We start from the raw sequence: 22,511 nt of genomic DNA, 5'->3' as shown, positions 1-22,511 counted from the left end.
AATCGGTTAAAACTGCATTATAGTCAAGTCTGCTCGTGACATCTGCATGAGAAATGTTTCATGCAACTTGTTATATCCTGCTTGCGTCTGTTCTTTTTACGTTCTTTCTAAAGTTTTTTCAGACCGAATTATGAATAATAGGGAAAGCTTATATATCTATTACACTGTTTTTCGACGTCGTTTGTTTTATCCATTGATTTCGGTGCTGGTGGCGCTGAGTATTTGTTTGAGTAGCGCTTTACCATCTCAAGCTTTTGATTGGGTACCTCTGATTTTTCAAGGAGTGCAAGCACTTCAGCTTTCTAATATGTCCGATCGCCAGGAAGTTGAGATTGGTAAACAAATCAATCAACAACTGCTAGACAGTGACGTTCGATTGTACCGCGACGCAAATATTAACCGTTATGTGCAACAAATTGGTCAGCGATTGGTAGCAAATAGCGATCGCCCCAATCTTCCTTTTACTTTCCAAGTAGTTGACGATGATAAGATTAATGCTTTTGCTACTCTTGGCGGATTTGTATATTTAAATACAGGTTTAATCGAAACTGCTGAAAATGAAGCGGAACTAGCAAGCGTAATCGCCCATGAAATTGGTCATATTGGCGGTAGACACCTAGTCAAGCAGATGCGCCAAAAGGCACTTGACGCAGGTTTGTTAACAGCAGCTGGTTTAGATCGCAATCGAGCCATACAAATTGGTTATCAGTTAGCGCGTAACCTACCAGGTAGTCGAAACCACGAATTTGATGCTGATAAAAGAGGATTAAGAACTTTGACACGTAGCGGTTACAATCAAACGGCGATGGTTTCGTTTATGCAAAAGCTTGTCAAAAAGGGTTCTGTACCAACATTTTTGAGTACTCACCCAGCAACAGGCGATCGCATTAATATTATTAAAAAGGCCATCAATACTCAACCAAGCAATGGCAATGATGGTTTAGATAATTCTACATATAAGACTAATATCCAAGCCCTGCTTAGGTCTTGAAGCAATTTTCTATTTAAATTTTGAGATATTGGATTGGGGTTTTCCACCTCATCCAAACTTTGCGTATATTCCCAATAATTTTAACTTTTGACTTCCCCTCCTATGGGACGCTTAAATCAGGCCAAACACTTATTGCGGCGATTTAGATGAAATTTTTCTGGCTTGATGGTTGTCACTATTTCTTCCAAAGGTGAGATGCGGATGCAATTTTTGAGAACATTTGCTTGATAAACCAAATTATTTGTAATATCCAATCCCGTTAACCAACCACTACGAGGATGATAAGCACCAGTGTCTATATCTAACCATCCTTCCCCTTGAGCTAATTGACCAGGAGATACGCCTGGTAAGGTAAAAGTAATTGTATGACCGATAATCATCAATTTATCGGCAAAGTATGGCTTTTCAATACTGTGAAATTCATCTCGCACCCAACAAAGTTGGTCGGCGGTTTGTGCTTCTAAAGGTATGAAAGGGTCAACACCAGCATGAACCAACCAAGCATCCCCTAAATCAATATATGTAGGCAAATTATCAAACCATTCGAGATGATCATGGGGAATTGTAGCTTCTTCATAACTAGATACCGTAGCCTGTCCACCACTGTATAGCCACGCTTGTACTGTAGGGGTGGGGATGCGTTTCGTGAGAACATTCAATAGCATTTGTTCGTGATTCCCTAGCAAACATTGATAGCGACTATCTTTAACAAAATCAACTACTTGGGCGCTTTGTGGGCCACGATCAATTAGGTCTCCTAAAAAGTAGACTTGATCATTTGATGCGGGGGCGATCGCATCTAACAATCTCATTAAACCTTCATAGTGACCATGCACATCCCCAATTACTATTCGTCGGTAACTAGTTACGCTCATCGGCTTATCGTTTGACTAAAATTTTGCCTTTTGTTGTGCTAATACAGTCTAAACTGCATAAATTTCGTAAATTTAGTAAAAAACTTACAAATGTCTGATTGATTTTATTATTCCCACTTTCGTTGACCATATTTAAATTCGATTTATTAATATTCCTTTCAGATAGATCACAAAGTCACCTCATTCTATGTGCAGATTTGACAAAGTAATTTAAATTTTTAATAAAATGTAGATGATTATCGTCATTTGTCATTTGTCATTGGGTATCGGGCATTGGGAAGAGACTTGTTAAATAATTCTCCCTTCCTTGTCTTCCCACACTCCCCACACTCCTTTGTCCACGCCACGTGCTACAACGCTCTTAACCCGCAAGGGCGCAGTGGCTCCCCTTCCAAATGTATTAGACTGAAACAGTATCAGAGCGATTATAGTTAAGAATGTACAGTATTGCAGACTGTTTCATATCGTTCTTACTACATAATTTTATTTATAGCCTGCATAGAGGGGTGTTGCTCCTTTAGTCTGAGTTGATATGTGCCATAAGATAGCTTTGCCATCAGCAGCATCGGTCATATTAGCTAACATCAACTGATCTCGTTGATGCCAAACAGCAAATATTTTGTCTCTACCATCATTGAGAGTCTTAAAATCAACTTGGTATATTTGATCAACTCGCTGTAACTTCAAACCTAACAAATTTAGTAATCTACTCAGTATTTTGATAGCAGAAACGCGCTGTTTACCCTTTACTAAATCTATACCAAGTGTTCTTTTAATATGTTTACTACACTGGATAGCAGTATTTTGCAACAGAATTAAATCAGGATCATGTTCAGTAAATACTCGTTCCGGTTCTAAAAACTGTAGCATTCCTAAAGCTCTCATCGCTTCAACCTTGAGGGTGTATGTTTTTAAATCTGGAAGGAAAACTTGACCTTCACCCCAAATTAATTGTTGTTGCCATTCTTGCTGATCTCGTACCCAAAAATACTCACTTTCATGAGTGAGATAATAGTGAATTAATAATTGACCATAATAACCTTGCTCATCTAATAATTTTAGTTGAGGTGTAACTGATATACTGTATCTTTGCTTGAGAATATATTTATTAATTTGATTCCGTTCTTCATCACTAAGTGAATGTTTAGCTATGAGTTGGTCATACTCCACATAATCAATATCTTTAGCATTAGCTACAGCTGTTGCTGCTACTAATTGGTTGTGTTGCTTAATTTGTTTAATTTTACGTTTAATTTCCTTGGCTTTTTGGCGTCTTTGTGACCAATCTTTTTGGATTTTGACAATTTCTACAATTAATCTTCTGCGCGTTGCTAAATCATTAGGGTCAGCGGCTAAAAAAGCAAGGCGTAAATCTCGGACTATATTATTTTGAACAGCGTTACTCCGTGTCTGAATTTGATGACCATCAGCAATTAAACCATCTTTAGTTGATTGACGATAGAGTTTAATTGAAGCATTGACTCTTGCTGCTAGTTTCGACCAAGTTCGTAAATGAATCGGGTCATAAACTAATGGTAAGTCTACATCAATTTTATGTAAGGGACTGAGTAAAGCCAAGTTTTCTTTTTGGTTTTCCTGATACCAAGAAGAAAGCAAACGGTAATTTGTGCTACCACTTCCAATCAAACCAATACCTCGTTTAGCACACCAAATTATTCGGGGAATATCATCTCGTACTCTTGCTAATGCTTGTCGGACTTCGGAATCAGGAATTACACCTTGAAAAATGCCATAAACACAGTCGAAATGTTGAACGTCAATACTAATTCCTGTTCCTAAACTGGGTGTGACAAACACAGAATCGTATTCTGGCACTTTTTGATTAATAGATGTGATAAAATCAACTGCTGCATGACCAGGTGTATTTGTTGTCAAACTACTGACGACTAAAGTTTTGGAAAATTGTTTTTGCAGTCTTTGCAGTCGTTCTTGTAAATAACTCGCGATTGTTTCACAACTGTAACGTCCAGAACGACTATCAGTAGTTACATAACATTTTCGACCTGCCATCAAATCTAATTCTAGTTGGTGAATGAGTGGAGTTGGATTAGGAGAATCATAATAAGTAACATCCCATCCGCGTTGAGGTTTCCATTGATTAACGACCACCCACGGCGTTAATTTAATTCCTGATAATGCTTGTAAATATTCTAAAGAAATATCAGATAAATCTGCATCTTGAGCAATAACTAATCCACCTGTTGTAAGGATAGCAGAAATTAATTGTTGGAATGATTTTAGGACTTTAACTCGCTTTTCTTTACAAGTATTACTATTGAGGAGATGCCATAATGATTGTTCTACTTCATCTAATATTAATATTGCTCCTTGCCAATCTTCAGGATTAAGCTTCCACAGAGAATCTATACATAATCCCAGTGATTGGCGAGATTGATAGCGAGTATCAAAGCTGTCACTACGAGTTAAGGTTTCATTGTTAATTCCCCAATTGATACCGATTTTTTCACATAAGAATCGACCAAGTTGAATTCTATGAGTAATTAATAAAACAGGTTGATTTCTATTTTTTGCTTGTTGCACAACTGTCTGAAGTGCTGTAGTTTTACCTGTGCCTTTAGCAGATTTTATTCCAACTAATCCAGAAGTAGGAAAAGGTATTTCTCCTAAATAACGATTATTCAGAGTGAGTGCAGGAGGTATAGTTAATTCTGTATGGGGTTTTGTTTGAGCAAGATAATTTTCTAAATCAACGCTTTGGCGATATATTTTTTCAAAGGCGTTTGCACCTTTGGCTACGATAAACTCATCAACTCCTTTTTCATTTCCTGGTAGTTCAATCACTTGTACAGGACAATTTTGGGTTTGAAATAAAAAACCAAGTTGAGAGATGGCGTTATTTACGGCTGCGATTTTGTTAGCTTGGGTTTCAAAATCAAAGCAAATATAAAATGTGCGTTTAGCGATCGCGATCGCATTTAAGTCTGGGATCAACTGACGACTAATAACTTTGCCAAATTCATCTTTAGTGACACGATAACCGCTAGTAATTCCAGGAACACCAATAGCTGCATATCCTTGCGTTAACAGTGCGGCGGCTTTTTTCACACCTTCACAAATAATTATAGGTATATTTCTTGCCATTACCCACGGCCAAAAACCTACAGCTTCGCCATTTTCGGTAATACTAATATTCTCCGGCATGGTTTGATTGTAACGTTGGGCGACTTGTTGCCACACCCGCAAACTGACTCGCAAACAAAACACCCGCGTCGGTGTACAAGGAGGATGTTCGTATTTAATAGATTTACCTTTTTCATTGAGTCGGGGTTGATTTGGCTTCAAGCATCCCCATTCCATTGGTTCCCAGTTATTGAGAGGATCAAGTCCAGCACACCACCAGCCACCAGCAGCTACATGAGCATAGCGTTGTAACCAGCTATTCTTCACCATACCAATGTTTGTGCGTGGTATGTGTTCGGAAATTAACAGATAGTTATAGGCGGTTTCGTCTTGCAAAGACTGGAAATTCAAGGTTGCTAAGTGTAAATCAATACCGCCACTGTTGACTAATTCCTCTAAATGTTGGGGTTGTAAATAGTGCAAATGCATTAGTCAGGGCAAAATAGGAAACAACGGATTTAAAACATTACCATGCTCCTACTAGATTTGATAGAAGTGATATTGACTATTTACAGCTGCTTTTTTTTACCAAGTTACGGGAGACACATCGGTGAATTATTCTGCAAGCTATGGAGTCTGTTTTATTGCCATACTAATAAGTATGTATTGTAGTATTTATTGAGATATAGTTTTTATTTATAAGTATATTCATGTATGCAAGCATGACATCCTGATTTGTAGTAGCTAAAGAAGTCGTTCTACTGATTGTTCGCGAATGATTTAAAAACCAATTATGAACATAATTACTTATAGTCCCGCTTACACAATTGTTCCTACTTATGAATGTTTTAATCGCTGTACTTATTGCAATTTTCGTACAGAACCGGGTCAAAGTCCTTGGTTGACAATAATAGTAGCAGAAAAATTTTTAAAACAACTTAAAAACAAAAATGTTTGTGAAATTCTCATCCTCAGTGGCGAAGTTCATCCCCAATCATCACAGCGTTTAGAATGGTTTCAACGCATTTATGATTTGTGTGAATTAGCATTAAAAATGGGTTTTTTACCGCATACAAATGCTGGTCCACTGAGTTTTGCGGAAATGCAAAAACTCAAGCAGGTAAATGTTTCTATGGGGTTGATGTTAGAACAGTTAACCCCAGAGTTATTAAAAACTGTACATAAACATGCGCCGAGTAAATTACCAGATTTAAGACTGCAACAATTAGAATGGGCTGGAGAACTAAAAATACCATTTACAACCGGTTTATTGTTGGGAATTGGGGAAATAGAAAATGATTGGTGGGAAACTTTGGAAGCGATCGCCAACTTGCATCAGCGTTATCATCACATTCAAGAAGTGATTTTGCAACCCCATAGTCCTGGTAATCAGCAAAGCTTTAATGCGCCACCATTTGATCCGAATCAGCTACCAGAAGTAATTTGCAAAGCACGTCAAATTTTACCGTCAGATATTACTATTCAAATTCCACCAAATTTAGTTAAAGATCAGCAATGGTTACTCGCATGTATAGCAGCTGGCGCCAGAGATTTAGGCGGAATTGGCCCCAAAGATGAAGTAAATCCTGATTATCCTCATATTCAAGAGCAGGAGTTAAAAGAAATTTTACAACCTGCGGGATGGGAATTAGTGCCAAGGTTGCCAATTTATCCACAATTTGATAGTTGGTTGTCGGAGGAATTGCAAACACTGGTGAAGCAATGGCGAAAACTTTCTTCGTGTCTATGTGGTGAAAAAATAGTTTTTGAAACACCAAGACACAAAGACACAAAGTAAAAGTAGTGGCGCGACAGCCTTAAAATAGTGCATTAATAAACCGCAGAGGCGCAGAGAACGCAGAGAAGGAAGAAGAGATTTATTGTATCATTTTAGTCTTACCATGCCACTAGTAGTTGTCAAATTTTAATTAAGAGTTTGTAGTAAGCACTTTAGTGCTTAAAAAATAAGGACTAAAGTCCTTACTACGAACTTTCTTCACCAGCATTTAACCCTCTATAATCTCGTTATTATGAAAAACATAGCTATATTTATTACCTATGCTTGATAGTAATGAGTTATTAACAAACCTATACAATGCTTTTAACCCCTTTGAACCTTTACCCGCAGGTGATCCAAAATACGTGGATTGTCAGGAAGTCAGGGGAGATACCGATATTCTGCAAGATTTGGGAAATCGGATGCAACTGGCAAATCAAAATACTTGCCAATTGTATTCTGGTCATCGAGGTTCGGGGAAATCTACGGAACTACTTAGGTTAAAGAACTATTTACAAAATCGGCAATTTTATGTGGTGTATTTTGCGGCTGATGAAGAGGATATTCAATCACAAGACACCCGGTATACAGATATACTCCTCGCCTGTACTCGGCGATTGCTCAAAGATTTGCACACACTTGCCAATCCTGATCCAATACTGAACTGGTTAAAAAAACGCTGGCAAGATTTAAAAGACTTGGCACAGACTGAGATCGAGTTTGAGAGTATGGAAGTAGAAGCACAACTTGCTCAGTTTGCCAAGCTAACAGCAAATTTAAGAAATGTTCCCAAGTTACGTCGAGAAATTCGCCAAAAAATAGATCCCGAAAGTCTCACTTTAATTAAGGTGTTGAATGAATTTCTGGCGGATGCGAAAAATAAACTCCCTGCTGGCTACACCAAATTAGCGTTAATTGTGGATAATTTAGACCGGATGGTGTTAGTTAAAGAGGGAGATAGCACCAACTATGAGGAAGTTTTTTTTCACCGCAGCGAACAACTAAAAGCTTTAGATTGCCATTTGATTTACACTGCACCCATTTCTCTGTTGTATTCTAAACGAGCCACAGATATCCGGGAACTCTATGGTGAATGCCTAATTTTACCGATGATTATGGTGAAAACTCCTGATGGGGAAATTTACCAACCTGGACTTAAGAAAGTTAAAGAAGTAATTAGCAAGCGAGTCCGACAAATTGCACCGGAACTATCACTAGAAACAGACATTTTTGATAGTCCCAATACTTTAGAAAAGCTTTGTTTGATGAGTGGAGGACATGTCAGGAATTTGCTATTGTTAACTCAAGATGCGATCGGACGTATTGAAGAGTTACCAATTACAGAAAATGCTGTGCGACGAGCAATTACTCAAGCTAGAGATACCTATCGCCGCACAGTGGAAAATAATCAATGGAATCTATTAGCAGAAGTATCCCGTTCTAAACGCATTCTTAATGATGATCAGTATCGCAGCTTAATGTACAATCGCTGTCTTTTAGAATACAGATATTTGGATGATGATGGAGAGGTACAACGCTGGTATGATATTCATCCATTCATTCAAGGAATTGCAGAATTTAAAGAAGCCGTAGCAAAACTTCCATGAACCCAAATGTAGATAATTGGGATGAAGATTTACCCCCAGAACCAGAAGCAGTTTATCAAGACTTGGTTCGTGCATTGAAGCGAAAATCAGGATTTGGTTTGTATTTTGTGCAATGTACTCCTGTGGAAGCAGATCGTTTAATTGCCAAACTTCCCCAGGATATTCCGCAGAAGCATGTAGAAGTTTTGCGCTTAGTTGAAGCGATTGATAATTTATATGAGCGAGTGGCTGAGTTGGTTAAAGACAAGCAAATTGATATTTTATTGATTAAAGGTCTGGAATATTCTTTATATAAATATGAGAAAAGAACTTTTGGCGAAATTACAGAAGGGAGATTTAGCGATTTAACAAGTGTGCCGCATATTTTAAATCATTTAAATCAACAGCGAGAACGGTTTAGAGATGATTTTTCGATTTGCTTTGTTTTTCTCTTACGCTCATTTTCGATAAACTATTTAATTCATCGCGCCCCAGATTTTTTTGATTGGCGTTCTGGAGTATTTGAGTTACCTACAACACCAGAAGTGATTGAACAGGAATCAACTCGTCTGATTTTGGAGGGAGATTATGAGGAATATTTGAAACTTACTCAAGAACAAAAGATTGAAAAAGTTTTAGAAATTCAAGATTTGTTGGTAGAAAAACACCAGACAGAAGATAGTAGGGTAAAGCTACTATTTGAACTAGGAAATTTGCTGTATTCAGCAAAAGAATACGAAGCTGCGATCGCATCCTACGACAAAGCTGTGGAAATTAAAAGAGACTTCCACCAAGCTTGGTACAACCGGGGGATTGCGCTGGGTAATTTGGGACGCTACCAAGAGGCGATCGCATCCTACGACAAAGCCGTTGAAATTAAACCTGACGACCACCAAGCTTGGAACAACCGGGGGAATGCGCTGGGTAATTTGGGACGCAACCAAGAGGAGATCGCATCCTACGACCAAGCTGTGGAAATTAAAAGAGACGACCACCAAGCTTGGTACAACCGGGGGATTGCGCTGGGTAATTTGGGACGCAACCAAGAGGAGATCGCATCCTACGACCAAGCTGTGGAAATTAAAAGAGACTACCACGAAGCTTGGAACAACCGGGGAGTTGCGCTGCATCAGTTGGGACGCTACGAAGAAGCAGTTGCATCCTACGACAAAGCTGTGGAAATTAAACCTGACTTACACCAAGCTTGGAACAATCGGGGGAATGCGCTGGGTAATTTGGGACGCTACGAAGAAGCAGTTGCATCCTACGACAAAGCTGTGGAAATTAAAAGAGACTACCACGAAGCTTGGAACAACCAGGGGAATGCGCTGGATGATTTGGGACGCTACGAAGAAGCAGTTGTATCCTACGACAAAGCTGTGGAAATTAAACCTGACTTATACCAAGCTTGGTACAACCGGGGGATTGCGCTGGCTGAGTTGGAACGCTACGAAGAAGCAGTTGTATCCTACGACAAAGCTGTGGAAATTAAACCTGACAAAGACGAAGCTTGGTACGGTCGGGGGATTGCGCTGGCTGAGTTGGAACGATATGAAGAAGCAGTTGTATCCTACGACAAAGCTGTGGAAATTAAACCTGACTTATACCAAGCTTGGTACGGTCGGGGGATTGCGCTGGCTGAGTTGGAACGATATGAAGAAGCGATCGCATCCTACGACAAAGCCGTGGAAATTAAACCTGATTTACACGAAGCTTGGAACAACCGGGGGATTGCGCTGGGTAATTTGGGACGCTACGAAGAAGCGATCGCATCCTACGACAAAGCTGTGGAAATTAAAAGAGACTTACACCAAGCTTGGTACAACAAAGCTTGCTGCTATGCTCTACAAGGAAATATTGAACAAGCAATTGAAAACCTGCAAAAAGCAATTAGTCTTAATCCCGAATATCGAGAAAAAGCAAGAACCAACTCTAATTTTGATAGTATTCGCGAAGATGAGCGATTTCAAGCGCTAATTCAACGAGAGGAATTATGAATATTTCTTGGTGTCTCCGTGTCTTAGTGTTTCAAAAATTATTTTTTCACCACCAAGACACAAAGACACAAAGAGGAGATATAACGCGATGTGCGACTTAACCTGACGTGCGATTTGAATCACAGGTATTTTTGAACTCCCGCAAAAAGCCTATCAATCTTGCTGAATGATAGGACAAATTCTATCTTCCGGCTTTGTTGATACACTGTGCCATTCTGAAACTAATTCTTGGAGTTCGCCTCGTAAAGTCAACAATTGCTCAATTTGATAGTCAATATCCGAGATTTTATCTTGTAATTTGTGTTGAATTTCATCACAGGCGGGTTTACCACCGTCGTAAACTTGGAGGATTTCGCTAATTTCTTGCAAACTCAAACCAAGACTTTGAGCGCGTTTAATAAATGATAAACGTTTGAGGACATCAAAGGAAAACTGTCGGAAACCTCCCTCTGTGCGTCCTGATGACTCGATAAGACCAAAGCTTTCATAATAGCGAATGGTTCTAATTGGAACTCCGCTTAAAGCTGTTACCTGACCAATTAACAGCATATTCTTTCTAATTTTTATACAGCTTTATTACTAATTTACATAATTTATGTATCTATCGACAATTATGTTTACATTTATTGTGGTTATTTATCTCGGTGGCTTGAAGTAGATTAATGATGGGACTGTTGGATTATTGAAAAATATATTGACAAAATAAGTTACAGAAAAAGAAGTGGCAGAGCCACTTCTAAGTAATTCCCAGGTAGAACCTGAAAATAGTATAACGGTCATAAGAAATATAAATAGTATAAAGTAACACTTATTAACTTATATGTTAGTTTTTGTGAATTTTGCAGGTACAAAAAATAACATATAAGACATATATGACAGCATTTTTTTTGATAAAGTTGTTTTTATCTATGCTAAAAATTAGGCACTGACAACTAGGAGCTATAGCAATCTATGTAGGAGTTGTGAAAATAGAAGCTTCTCAAGTAGGGGATCAAATACAAATTGTAAATAAAAAGCAGAGATTACCCTCGTCAAGAGCTAGCTTGACACACCTGAAATTCGACATTAGTGCATGACTAAATTCTAGTCTGGTTATGGATTTTCTCAACATCAAAAAGTGATTAAAAAAAGCTTATAAATTGGTTGTATTGATACTAAAATGGGTTTTTATGTAAACTTTAATTGTTTATTTTTAGAAATAATTAACTTTATTTGACTGATGATTCCGAGTAGGGTACAAAAAAGTGGATTTATCCGTGGACTCAATAGACTTCTTGCACGAATAAAGTTACCCTCATCCCCCAACCCCTTCTCCCAATATTGGGAGAAGGGGAGCTACTCTCTCCCAATATTGGGAGAGGGTTAGGGTGAGGGTAAAGAAAAATTCATGCAAGAAGTCTAATCCAAAATCCAAAATGTTATTAGGAAGTGCGATCGCATTCTGTAACCCTATCTTGATTCATCAAATTTGCTATCAAGTGGAAAATTTTTTAAATATATAAATAGAGCGAACGCTATTCAGTGGGCGGATATTGAAAGGTAACTTAATCGTAAAAGTACTACCTTTACCTAATTCACTTTGCACATTAAAGCTACCGTGGTGTGCTTGGACAATTGCTTGGGAAATTGCTAATCCCAATCCAGAACCACCAGTAGTACGAGAGCGATCGCAATTTACACGATAAAAGCGATCAAAAATTCGTGACAATTCTGGTTGAGGAATCCCAATTCCTGTATCTTCAATCTGAATTACAGCATGATGATCACTGCGGTCTAAGTAAACAGTTACTTTTCCTGCTGATGGTGTGTATTGAATGGCATTAATAATTAAATTAGAAAATAGCCGATAAAGCTGGTCTCCATCACCGACAATATTCACAGGGTGTGAAACTCGTATTGTTGATTTGAGTTTTATCCCTGCTGCGATCGCTAATGCGGCAAATTCTTCTATTAAGTCGTCAATAATATCATTTAAACAGCAAATATCGCGTCGCAATGGCACTGTTTGACGATCTAATCTGGTTAGCAGTAATAAATCTGTTACCAGAGTAGTCAGTCGTTGATTCTGACGTTGTATGCTTTGCAGAATTTCCCGTGCTTCTGTTTCATCTAATTGTGGTATAAAAAGTGCTGATTCCACTGTTGCTTGGGTTGCGGCTAAAGGTGTCCGCAACTCGTGTGCAGCATCTGCTGTAAATTGCTGAATTTGTCTGTAAGATTTATAAATTGGTTGCATTGCTAATCCTGCTAGCCACCAACTAGCAAGACCAACTAGACCGATAACAATTGGTGAGCCTAATGCTATGGTGAGTTTTACTACATCTAAATAACTATTGAAATCTTCCAGACTTCGCCCTACTTGGATATACCCCCAATCATCATTGTTTTGAGTATGCAATGTCAAAGAAATCTGGTGATAAAGCTTACCTTGACTGTCTTTTAAGGTCTGCCATAATTCTTTGTTAAACTCAGATGATAATGCTTCGGGATGAGAACCAGCTATAGCAAACAAACGTCCAGAATTGTCAAAAAAACGTACATAATAGTGACCTTGATTAATCGCGCTCAGAGTATGGCGTCGTAAATTTGATGGCTCTGGAGTACATCTATTTCCTACCACACAGATATTTGGTAGAAGCTCTTGTATTACTGGTTCTAATCGACCAGGTTGCTGTAATTTTAGTTCAATACTATCGTGTAATGTTCCCGCAACTGATTCTATTTCTCGGTCTAATGTTACCCAATGAGCATGAGCGATCGCTCTGTAAATACCAAAGCCGCATACACTTAAAATTAACGCCATCACAAGGGCGTACCACAGAGCTAAATGCAAGCGTGTTAATTGAAACAGTTTATTCTGATTCATCCGTCAGATTGAGACGATATCCCATACCATGCAAAGTTTCAATCATGTTCCCGCAGCCATTGTTAACTAGTTTGCGACGTAACAAACGTATTTGAGCCGCTACTACATTACTAATAGGTTCTGCATTCACTTCCCAAAGCTGATTGCGAAGTTGTTCAGTAGTAATAATTTGGTTTGGATGTTTCATAAAATATTCTAGTAGCTGGAATTCTTTATTAGTCAGAGAAATTTCCTGTTTATTTCCTCCAGCATTTTGACTGACAACTATATTATTGCCGTAATCTAAAGTCAGATTACCCACCGTTAATTCCTGTGGCTGAAATTGAGGTGATCGCCTCTGCAAAGCACGCAATCGCGCTAATAATTCTGCCATTCCAAATGGCTTCACTAAATAGTCATCTGCACCTGCATCTAAACCAGCAACTTTATCTTCCATACTGTCTTTTGCTGTGAGCATCAACACAGGCAGAGGATTTTTATGGTAACGTAGTTGCTTACACAATTCTAATCCTGATATTCCTGGCAGCATCCAATCAAAAATAGCTAGTGTATATTGTGTCCAGCTATTTTCTAAATATGCCCATGCATCATTACCATCAACTACCCAATCAATTAAATATTTCTGCTGGGTAAGAGTTCGCTTAATTGCAGTACCTAAATCGGGTTCATCTTCAACTAGTAAGACTCTCATTGCACATCTATCCAGAAATCAGCAGTAACTATTTTGTCATTTCTATTGAACTGTCCCCACATTTTATATTTTCCTGGCTTCGGAAAACTGGTCATGAAATGAATTTCACCTTTTGGAGTATTTTTCATCGCATGAGCATGGATATAATCTGCTTGTGTTAATGGCGATGACTGCTTGAGGATGACTAAATGTCCTCTTTCTCCTAAATAAGGTTTTAAATCTGCGGGTGGTTGATTACTTACGGTATCTTGTAAATTGAAAATTACATGAACTTCTTGTCCAGCTTTGATTGTGGGTTGAGATAATTTCAGATTAACTTTAGTGTTGCCAAATGTTTTATTAGTAGCTAAATCAATTTTTGGTGTAGTTGGTGATTGCCCTGGAATTTGTGTTTTTAACACTGAAACTTGTTCTGATTTTCCCGCTACTTTGTAATCACTGAAAAGAGTGTAACCGCTAGGATAAGGAAAATCAGTTTTAATTTCAAAACGTCCATTGCCTTTATATGTAGGATGAATGTGTTGAAAAGATTGGAGGTCATCACTAACGACAATTAAATGCATTAATTGTTCTTGAAATTTATCAAAATTAGCAATTGGTTTACCTGCTTTATCTTTGATATCAATTGCTAAATAGACAGGGTTTTTAGGAATAATTTTGCTGGGTGTTTTAAGCTCCGCAATTGCATTTACAGGTTCTAAGCTGGAATGACCAGAATGCTGATTGTGGTCATTCTCCATATTGTGATCTGTGTGGGGATTCGCATTTGCAATAGTATTTGTATTCAGAATTGATATTTCGCTTGTTTGGGAAGATTTTACTTGTGAGGCGCAAGCTTGAGTGAGAACAAGACTTGAAGTGATAGCTAGTGCAGTAAAAATTCGGTTCATGTGTTTACAGATTTGATTGTAAAACAGAAATATTTTGTTGGTGAAAATGCAATACGGTTCAGTTAAGAAGAAATGTAGGTTGGGTTGAGCGCAAGCGAAACCCAACAAAGCCTTGATAATGTTGGGTTGAAGAACGAAACCCAACCTACGCTAGTTTTAGTTTTTAGCCTTAACTGAACCGTATTGGGTGAAAATGGTGATTTACTATTAGTCTGCCATTCGATGATGAAATTTGGATGAAATCCTAAAATCTCAGGATCTTGCTTTTGATGAGTAATGAGACAGGCTATTCAGTTGCGTGAAGTACTTACACTAACGTATCTAAACGAACAACCTAGTCTATGCTAAAGGCATAGACTAGGTTGTTCGTTTACTGTTGACTTTGTCTAGGAGCAGGCTTATACCAAGCCTGATACCATTGCTGCATCTGTGTGATTTCAGCCGTTTGAGTCTGAATGATGGATTGAGCTAAGTTGCGAAGTTCGGGGTGTGTACCACTGTTAACAACCATATACGACATCATTACCGCCATTTGGTGATGCGGAATCATCTCACGAATAAATTCTCGATCAAAGTCAGAGGTATTCTTGAGAATATCCAAATGCACCTGCATATCTCGATGCATGGACATTCTCATCATTCCTCGGTTCATACCCTCACCCCTACCTTGGTGCATTCTCATCATCCCCATACCAGCCATTGGAGTAGCAGGTACTTCTGTGCCATACCACTTTTTGTACCAAGAACGCATCTGTTCAATTTCGCGGTTTTGGTCTTTGATAATAGCTTGAGCTAGTTTTTTAATTTCGGGATGTTTAGCCCGGTTTAAAGCCAACTTAGCCATTTCTATCGCATCTTCATGGTGAGGAATCATCATTTCGATGAAATGTCGATCCACTTGAGTCATCATTCGTCGTTGCAAAGGCTGGGAAGGTTGGGAAGGAGTAACTTGAGCAAATCGGTGATGAATATTATGTTGTGGATTTGGGGACTGAGCTTGCGTGTTATTGATGATTAATAGTCCTCCCAAAGCACTACTGCTCAATAACCCTATAAGACCATAAATCAAATTTTTGTTCTTCATAACTTCACCTCTATGAGAGAATGAAGGCTAAATACTTGGTTTCTCTAATTAAATTTAGCGGGAATTTGTGAGGAAGTTTTGAGTATATAACAGTTTTATTTGTCTTTTCTCGTGATTATTTCCCCCTTAACTTCAATTGTCAAATCTCTACTCAACTGGAGAGTCAAGTTACAGCAACAAAACTTTACTTATCAAATCTGACCAATTTGAGTTATTAGTTTGACAAAAGCCCACATTTCTAGTATTTCATTTCAGAATGAAATCAAGATGAAATGTTGTTTTATATCAAAATTTATTTACAATGCGATCGCGATAAGACGGATGCTACCCTTCGGGAAGCCCCTTTCAGGGTCTAATCATCACCTAGCGTCTTCGTAGGCGTACCCTTCTCCAAAAGCTATGGGAATCACTAAGCTAATAAATTTATAAGAAATCTATTGATTAAAAGTAAATCTACCGTTTACTTTTTCGCCTTTAACATCCGCAAGAACTTTTATTTGATATTGACCAGTTTCTTTTTCAGTTAACTTTGCTGTGTAATGTTTTCCATTAGCGTCATAAGTCATAGGAATTGATTTTTGTTTTCCATCAGGTAGCTGAACTTGAGCCGTTACTTTTGCATCAGGTACTGTTTCATGGTTGTCACCTTTTAGCAGGTATAAATCCATGTGAGTTGCACTTGCTTCTTTCTCAGGAACAAATTCTAAATGATAAGTTCCTGTCTCTACAACTTGACCGCCTTTAGATGCACCATGTTCGTTATTTGTTTTAGCAGCAGATGAAGCAGAAGTAGTTGGTGATACAGAACCGGAGTTAGAGGTTACTGAAGTATTATTATCTGTAGTAGTGGTTGGACTACTGTTATTACAAGCGCCTAAAAAAACTAGTCCAACACTTGCTAAAAGTACAAAATTGAGATTCAGATATTGCATTGAATGATTCTTGATTAGTTGGTCGGCATTAACAACTTGCCAAATTTAGCATATAAAGCAGGTAAAACCACTAGCGTTAATGCTGTAGAAGTAAACAATCCACCTAATACTACTATCGAAAGTGGTTGAAGAATTTCTTTTCCTGGTCCACTTTCAATTACTAAAGGTGCTAATCCTAAAGCTGAGGTAAAAGCTGTCATTAAAATAGCGTTTAGCCGTTCCATTGAACCTTTAATTAATAGTTCCTTGAGTGGCATTCCTTCTGCAAATTTGGTGTTGTAATTATCTACCAGTAGTAAACCATTACGAGTAGCAACTCCAAACAAAGTAACAAAACCAACCAAAGAGGCGATAGAAATAATACCGCCACTCAAAGCCACTGAAAATACTCCTCCTACTAATGCTAAAGGCAAATTAATCATAATCATGGCAGTAGAAGGAATAGATTTAACTGAAAGATACATGATGACTGTAATAGCAACAAAAGCTATAGCACTAAAAATTAAAATATTTTGAGTGCCTCTTTCTTCTGCCTCAAATTGCCCTGCATACTGAATGTAGTAACCCGGAGGTATCTGTACTTGTTGCTTTACTTTATCTCGAATTTCATTCACAATAGAGCGCAAATCTCTACCGTTGGCATTAGCAGAAACAACTATTAAACGAGAGACATTTTCTCTATTGATAGTGTTGGGACCAGTACCATTTTCAATTGTAGCAACTTGTGCTAGGGGAATCTTTTGACCGTCAGGAGTATCAACTAACAGATTGCGAATTGTATCCAAGTTTTGACGTGCATCTGGCTTTAACCATACAAGTAAATCAAAAGTTTGTTGTTTCTCCAAAACTTGAGATACGACTCTACCATTAAGGGCGGTTTCGATAATTTCAGAAAGTTTTCCTACTGTTAAACCATATCGTGAGGCAGCAAGCCGGTTGAACTTAATTTGTATTTGTTCAATCGGTATTTGGGGTTCAAGTTGCAAGTCCACAATCCCATTCACAGTTTTCATGACATTATCAACTTGCTGACCAATTGTGCGAAGTTGCTCTAAATCGGAACCGAAAATTTTGACTGCGATCGCACTTCTCACTCCAGACAATACCTCATCCATGCGGTGAGAGATGAAACCACCAATATTCGGTGCTACCCCCGGTAATTTCGCAAATTCTTCCCGTAGCTTCTCAATCGTCTCCTCCCTATCTTTCATTCCTGCTTCGCTTAATTCAATGTCCAAATGTGCCAAATTCACTCCTGCTGCATCTCCATCACCAGGCGCACGTCCAGAACGTAACTGCACGTAAGGAAATCTAGAGTCTCCCTTGAGAGCTTGTTGAAGTGCTTCACCAGCTGCATTAGTAGCTTCCAGAGAAACCCCCGGATAAAGAGTTAAAGTATTCACTAAAGTTTGTTCTTGAAACTCTGGTAAAAACACTCTTCCAAATGAAGGAACAATCAAAGTTGCTGCTACTAAACTCGCAATAGCTAGGGCTAAAATAATTCCCGAACGTCGCAGAGAAAATGTTAATAAAGGATAATAAAGCCGCTTAAAAAATCTTGCTACCCAAGGTTCGGTTTCTGGTAAGTGACCGTAAGGTAATAATATTGCACACAAAGCCGGAGTTACTGTTAATGCTGTGATACTAGAAGCAATCACAGCCGCCATATAACCCAATCCCATGGGAATAAAAATACTACCTTCTACGCCAGTCAAAGCAAACACTGGGGAGAAGACAACTATAGTAATAATAGTGGCTCCAAATACCGAATCACGTACTTCTTGACAGCCGTCAAATACTACTTCTAAAACAGGACGTGGTTTGGGAGAATATTTATTTTCTCGTAGGTTACGGTAGACATTTTCAGCATCAACGATCGCATCATCAACAGCTGAACCAATTGCTACTGCTAACCCTCCCAAAGTCATGGTATTTAAACCTTGTCCCACCCAATTTAATAATAGTACTCCTACTAACAAAGACAAAGGCAAAGCTGTTAAACAAATCGCTAAATTGCGCCAATTCATTAAAAATGGAATTAAGATAATCGCAACAATAATGCTGCCTTCAATTAAAGCTTCTCTAACATTTTCAATCGAAGAATCTATATAATTTTCCTGGCGAAAGGTAGGAGTAACTTTGATGTCTTTGGGTAAGCCTGCTTTAATTTCTGACATCGCCGCCTCAATCGCACGGGTGACAGTGGGGGTATCAGCTTGTGGTTGTTTATTGATCATGACAATCACTGCTTTTTGACCGTTAAAACTACCATCACCTCGTTTGATAGCTGCCCCAATTTGCACATCGGCAATATCTGATATTTTTACAGGTGTACCATTGCGAGCAGTAATTACAGATTGCTGTAGTTCTTCTGTTGATTCAATTCGCCCGATACCTCGAATTAATTTTTCACGGTCGGGAGTAATTAAATAACCACCTGGAGCATTAACATTAGCAGCAGAGGCGGCTTGCTCTACGTCTTCTAAAGTAATGTTAAAAGCTCTGAGTTTTGCTGGATCAATTAATACTTGATATTGGCGACTATCACCACCGTATGCTACTACCTGAGAAACACCACTGACAGCCAAAAGGCGGTTTGTTACTTGCCAATCAACTATGCGCCGCACTTCCATTAAAGGAGTGCTTTCTGATGTAAAAGCGTATTGCAGTACAGTTCCAATGGGAGAACTAGTAGGGGAAATCTGCGGTGTTTCAACTCCTGATGGAAGTTTACTTTGCGCTTGTTGCAATCGCTCTGTTACCAATTGGCGAGCTTGGTAAATATCACTTCCCCAGTTAAAAATAATTTTAACAACGGAGATTCCCGACGCACTAGAAGAACGTACTGCTGTGACTCCCGGAGTACCGTTAATTGCACTTTCGATTGGTAAAGTGACTAGAGATTCTACTTCCTCCGGTGCAAGTCCTGGTGCTTCCGTTTGAATTTCCACTTGTGGAGGTGCGAAACTGGGGAAGACATCCAACGGCATTTGGATGATTGTCCGAAATATCCAAACTGTGACGATAATTGTACCCAGAATGACTAACCAACGGCGAGCGATCGCCCATTTAATGATGGCACTCAGCATTAACAAACCTATTTAAATTTCAGGTGTGACTGTCGCTACCATTAATCCCCAGACCAGGCCAAAGCGAATTTTTGTAGCGCGACAAATATTAAAGCCTGCACAAGTAAGCATTTGATGAAATTCAGCTTGAGAGTAACACTGCTTGTGTGCTGAATCAAAAACTCTCAAAAATAAATCACATAATTTACAGAAAAAATAGTCTCTGCACCAATCTAAAATCACTAATTGACCATTGAGCTTGAGAAGACGCTTCATTTCTGCTAATGCAAAATTTGGGTTTTCAAAATAATGAAATGAATTTGCAGACACGATTATATCGAAACTACTACTAGCAAAAGGTAACGCAGATGCAGAAGCAATAAAAAACGAGACATTGGGGTAATCAGAACATTTTGCTTGCGCTATTTGTAACATTTTTTCAGAAATATCAACCCCTATGATTTGTTGTGTTGGATTTTCACAAAGTAGCAAGCGCTCAAACTCTCCTGTTCCACAAGCAACATCAAGTAGTGTTGCTTGTGGTGGAATATCTGCCCAATTTTTGAGAAAAGAAAGTGTTTTGTGAATATAACTTTTCCACCGTTGGTCATAGAAATTTGCTATTTGGTCGTATTGTTGACGAACTACTTTTTCACTCATACAGATGAGATACTAAATAAATTTTCAAAAATTTCAGTTAATTAAAAATAGCTAACTACCTTATGAATGACGATGATGATTTTGCTCATCAATAATTATGTTAGAAGTAGATAATTTTGACTGCTGATGATTATCGAGAGAAATTTCAGTTTTATAACTGAAGCTTTCATCATCAGAATTACCTGCTGGTACTAATCGAGAACGAGTCCGGCGATTTGACCAAAAAGCACCAGCGATAAAAGAGGTGGCTAACGCAGCTCCTCCACCTGCTCCTAGCAACCACAGCGGTGCTGGTAAGCTAGATGTTTTAACTTCAGTTGTCTGTGAAGGAGCTTGTGTATGTTCGTCTGGTTTTGTCTTACTATCACCCCGCAATGATTGAGCATAAAGCTGAGGTGCGCGCTGGGTAACTATTAAGTCTCCCTCGAATAAACCACTTTTGACCTCAACCATATCACCGGATGTTTGACTCAAAGTCACTTCCACAGGTTGGTAAGCATTTCCATTCTGCACGTAAACTTGTTTTTTACCATTCACATCAACTACAGCTGAAGTGGGAATAGCCAAACTAGGTGTTGAGGTTTGCTCTGTCAAGACTTCTAGTTCTGCAAACATCCCTGGTTTGAGGACTCCACCTGGATTATTTATTTGGGCTTTTACAGGTACTACCCGCGTTTCACCTTCTACTACTGAGCCAATTACGGTAATTTTTCCTGTAAAATTACGGTCAGGTAAAGAAGCAACTTTGACACTTACCTGTTGACCTATTTTTACTTTACCTAAATCTTTTTCATAAATATTAGCTGTAGCAAAAACCTGACTATCATTCACAATCGTCATTAGCTTGCCACCAGCATCCTCGAATGTTTGACCAATTGTTACTTCCCTATCTGCAACTTTACCAGCAATCGGAGCAGTTACCGTCACTAATCCCTTGGCATTAGCACTGTTACCCAATTGTTGCAGCCGAGTTTGATAAGTAGTATTACTGAGTTGAATTTGTCTTTTTGCAACATTAACTGCGGCTTGAGCGCGTTTGAGTTGATTTTCTGCCTCAATCACGTCTCGACGACTATTAGCTTTGGTGAATTCGGCTTGAGCTTCTGCTAATTGGGTTTGCGATTCTAAAGCATTGCGTCGGGGTAAAGCTCCAGTAGCAGCTAACTGTTGGTCTTTGTCGTATTTTTCTTGAGCAAATGATACTTGGCTTTGGGCTTGAGCGATTTCAGAATCGGCTATTTGTTGGTATCTCTGGTAATTTTGTTGAGCCAGTCTTAAGTCGGCTTGCGCTTGCTGTAAATCAGCTTGAGCTTGAGCAAGTTTTTCTTGCGATTCAACGCGCAATGTCACTAAATCAGGACTGGTGACAACAGCAATGGGTTGACCTTTTGTTACGCTTGCACCTGGTTCCACCAACAATTCAACTACTTTCGCCCCAGAAATTGGGGTAGTTACTTCTACTTTTTGGCTAGGTAGAGTTTCAATTTGTCCAGTGGTTTTTATCCCTAAAGTTATCTGTTGACGTTGGACTGGTTCGACTTTAATATTTAGACGTTTGGCTGTGTCGGGATCAACTTGAATAGAATTGGTAATTTGAGTAGTTTCACTTTGTTGATGAAATTCGTTTCCATGTCCGCTATGAGCCAGAACAACTGCGGGACTTGCTAATAACAGCAGGCTAACAACTGTGCCATAAACACAAGGAATTGCTTTAGGTGTTTGGGAACGCACAGGGTAAGACATCGCCATAAAATCCTTGAGTATGGAGCATCAGGAATTGCGAATGGTCAAAAGTACTTTCGGGTTTGAGAAATGCACTCTTACACTAGTGTTTCATTTAGAAATGAAATTAGGATGAAATCGAGTTTTGGCGGGAAGTTCGTAGTGAGCGCTTAAGCGCTCATAGAGGACTAAAGTCCTCACTACAAACCCTTGTAGAGACGCGATATATCGCGTCTCTACATTTGGATTCATACCGCCTTCAGCAACACC

The 22,511-nt window shown here is 38.8% G+C and carries 15 protein-coding genes; 4 read left to right on the top strand and 11 right to left on the bottom strand.

What is annotated here, in order from left to right:
* Window positions 1-130: 130 nt before the first annotated feature.
* A complete protein-coding gene (locus ACE1AT_RS06860) occupies window positions 131-991 on the top strand; it encodes a M48 family metallopeptidase (RefSeq protein WP_374866626.1) in 861 nt (286 codons plus the stop codon).
* A gap of 116 nt (window positions 992-1,107) precedes the next feature.
* Here ACE1AT_RS06860 and ACE1AT_RS06855 read toward each other — a convergent pair whose 3' ends face one another.
* On the bottom strand, window positions 1,108-1,866 hold the full coding sequence (locus ACE1AT_RS06855) for a metallophosphoesterase family protein (protein ID WP_374866624.1): 759 nt from the start codon (window positions 1,864-1,866) through the stop codon (window positions 1,108-1,110).
* 483 nt (window positions 1,867-2,349) lie between these two features.
* Window positions 2,350-5,457 (bottom strand): plasmid replication protein, CyRepA1 family, encoded by a 3,108-nt coding sequence (locus ACE1AT_RS06850; RefSeq protein ID WP_374866622.1) that lies wholly within the window; start codon window positions 5,455-5,457, stop codon window positions 2,350-2,352.
* A gap of 304 nt (window positions 5,458-5,761) precedes the next feature.
* Here ACE1AT_RS06850 and cofG point away from each other — a divergent pair, with 304 nt between their 5' ends.
* From cofG to ACE1AT_RS06835, 3 genes are all read left to right on the top strand, one after another.
* A complete protein-coding gene (gene cofG / locus ACE1AT_RS06845; protein WP_374866620.1) occupies window positions 5,762-6,766 on the top strand; it encodes a 7,8-didemethyl-8-hydroxy-5-deazariboflavin synthase subunit CofG in 1,005 nt (334 codons plus the stop codon).
* Window positions 6,767-7,026: 260 nt separating this feature from the next.
* Window positions 7,027-8,352 carry an ATP-binding protein gene (locus tag ACE1AT_RS06840; protein ID WP_374866618.1) on the top strand — a complete coding sequence of 442 codons (1,326 nt, stop codon included), beginning with the start codon at window positions 7,027-7,029 and terminating at the stop codon, window positions 8,350-8,352.
* Window positions 8,349-10,328 carry a tetratricopeptide repeat protein gene (locus ACE1AT_RS06835; protein WP_374866616.1) on the top strand — a complete coding sequence of 660 codons (1,980 nt, stop codon included), beginning with the start codon at window positions 8,349-8,351 and terminating at the stop codon, window positions 10,326-10,328. Before ACE1AT_RS06840 ends, ACE1AT_RS06835 begins: the two co-directional genes overlap by 4 nt.
* A gap of 153 nt (window positions 10,329-10,481) precedes the next feature.
* Here ACE1AT_RS06835 and ACE1AT_RS06830 read toward each other — a convergent pair whose 3' ends face one another.
* From ACE1AT_RS06830 to ACE1AT_RS06790, 9 genes are all read right to left on the bottom strand, one after another.
* The gene (locus tag ACE1AT_RS06830; protein WP_131120816.1) at window positions 10,482-10,877 is read right to left on the bottom strand and encodes a heavy metal-responsive transcriptional regulator; all 396 of its coding nucleotides are present in this window, start codon (window positions 10,875-10,877) and stop codon (window positions 10,482-10,484) included.
* A gap of 925 nt (window positions 10,878-11,802) precedes the next feature.
* Complete coding sequence (rppB, locus tag ACE1AT_RS06825; protein WP_374866614.1) at window positions 11,803-13,194, bottom strand: two-component system sensor histidine kinase RppB; 1,392 nt, start codon at window positions 13,192-13,194, stop codon at window positions 11,803-11,805.
* Window positions 13,181-13,885 carry a two-component system response regulator RppA gene (gene rppA, locus ACE1AT_RS06820; protein ID WP_374866612.1) on the bottom strand — a complete coding sequence of 235 codons (705 nt, stop codon included), beginning with the start codon at window positions 13,883-13,885 and terminating at the stop codon, window positions 13,181-13,183. The genes rppB and rppA overlap by 14 nt, the downstream gene beginning before the upstream one ends.
* Entirely contained in the window at window positions 13,882-14,775 is an 894-nt protein-coding gene (locus tag ACE1AT_RS06815; protein ID WP_374866610.1) for a hypothetical protein, read from the bottom strand. The genes rppA and ACE1AT_RS06815 overlap by 4 nt, the downstream gene beginning before the upstream one ends.
* Window positions 14,776-15,145: 370 nt before the next feature.
* Complete coding sequence (locus tag ACE1AT_RS06810; RefSeq protein ID WP_374866608.1) at window positions 15,146-15,859, bottom strand: DUF305 domain-containing protein; 714 nt, start codon at window positions 15,857-15,859, stop codon at window positions 15,146-15,148.
* A 434-nt stretch (window positions 15,860-16,293) separates the two neighbouring features.
* Window positions 16,294-16,791 carry a hypothetical protein gene (locus tag ACE1AT_RS06805; protein ID WP_374866607.1) on the bottom strand — a complete coding sequence of 166 codons (498 nt, stop codon included), beginning with the start codon at window positions 16,789-16,791 and terminating at the stop codon, window positions 16,294-16,296.
* A gap of 14 nt (window positions 16,792-16,805) precedes the next feature.
* Entirely contained in the window at window positions 16,806-19,880 is a 3,075-nt protein-coding gene (locus tag ACE1AT_RS06800; protein ID WP_374866605.1) for an efflux RND transporter permease subunit, read from the bottom strand.
* Between the two features lie 12 nt (window positions 19,881-19,892).
* Window positions 19,893-20,519 (bottom strand): class I SAM-dependent methyltransferase, encoded by a 627-nt coding sequence (locus ACE1AT_RS06795; RefSeq protein ID WP_374866603.1) that lies wholly within the window; start codon window positions 20,517-20,519, stop codon window positions 19,893-19,895.
* Window positions 20,520-20,579: 60 nt separating this feature from the next.
* The gene (locus ACE1AT_RS06790; protein WP_374866644.1) at window positions 20,580-22,262 is read right to left on the bottom strand and encodes an efflux RND transporter periplasmic adaptor subunit; all 1,683 of its coding nucleotides are present in this window, start codon (window positions 22,260-22,262) and stop codon (window positions 20,580-20,582) included.
* Between the last annotated feature and the right edge of the window lie 249 nt (window positions 22,263-22,511).

Origin of the sequence: Pelatocladus sp. BLCC-F211, assembly GCF_041928655.1 — a bacterium.
Taxonomy (GTDB): Bacteria; Cyanobacteriota; Cyanobacteriia; order Cyanobacteriales; family Nostocaceae; genus Pelatocladus.
This window is presented reverse-complemented; position numbering and strand designations above follow the sequence as displayed.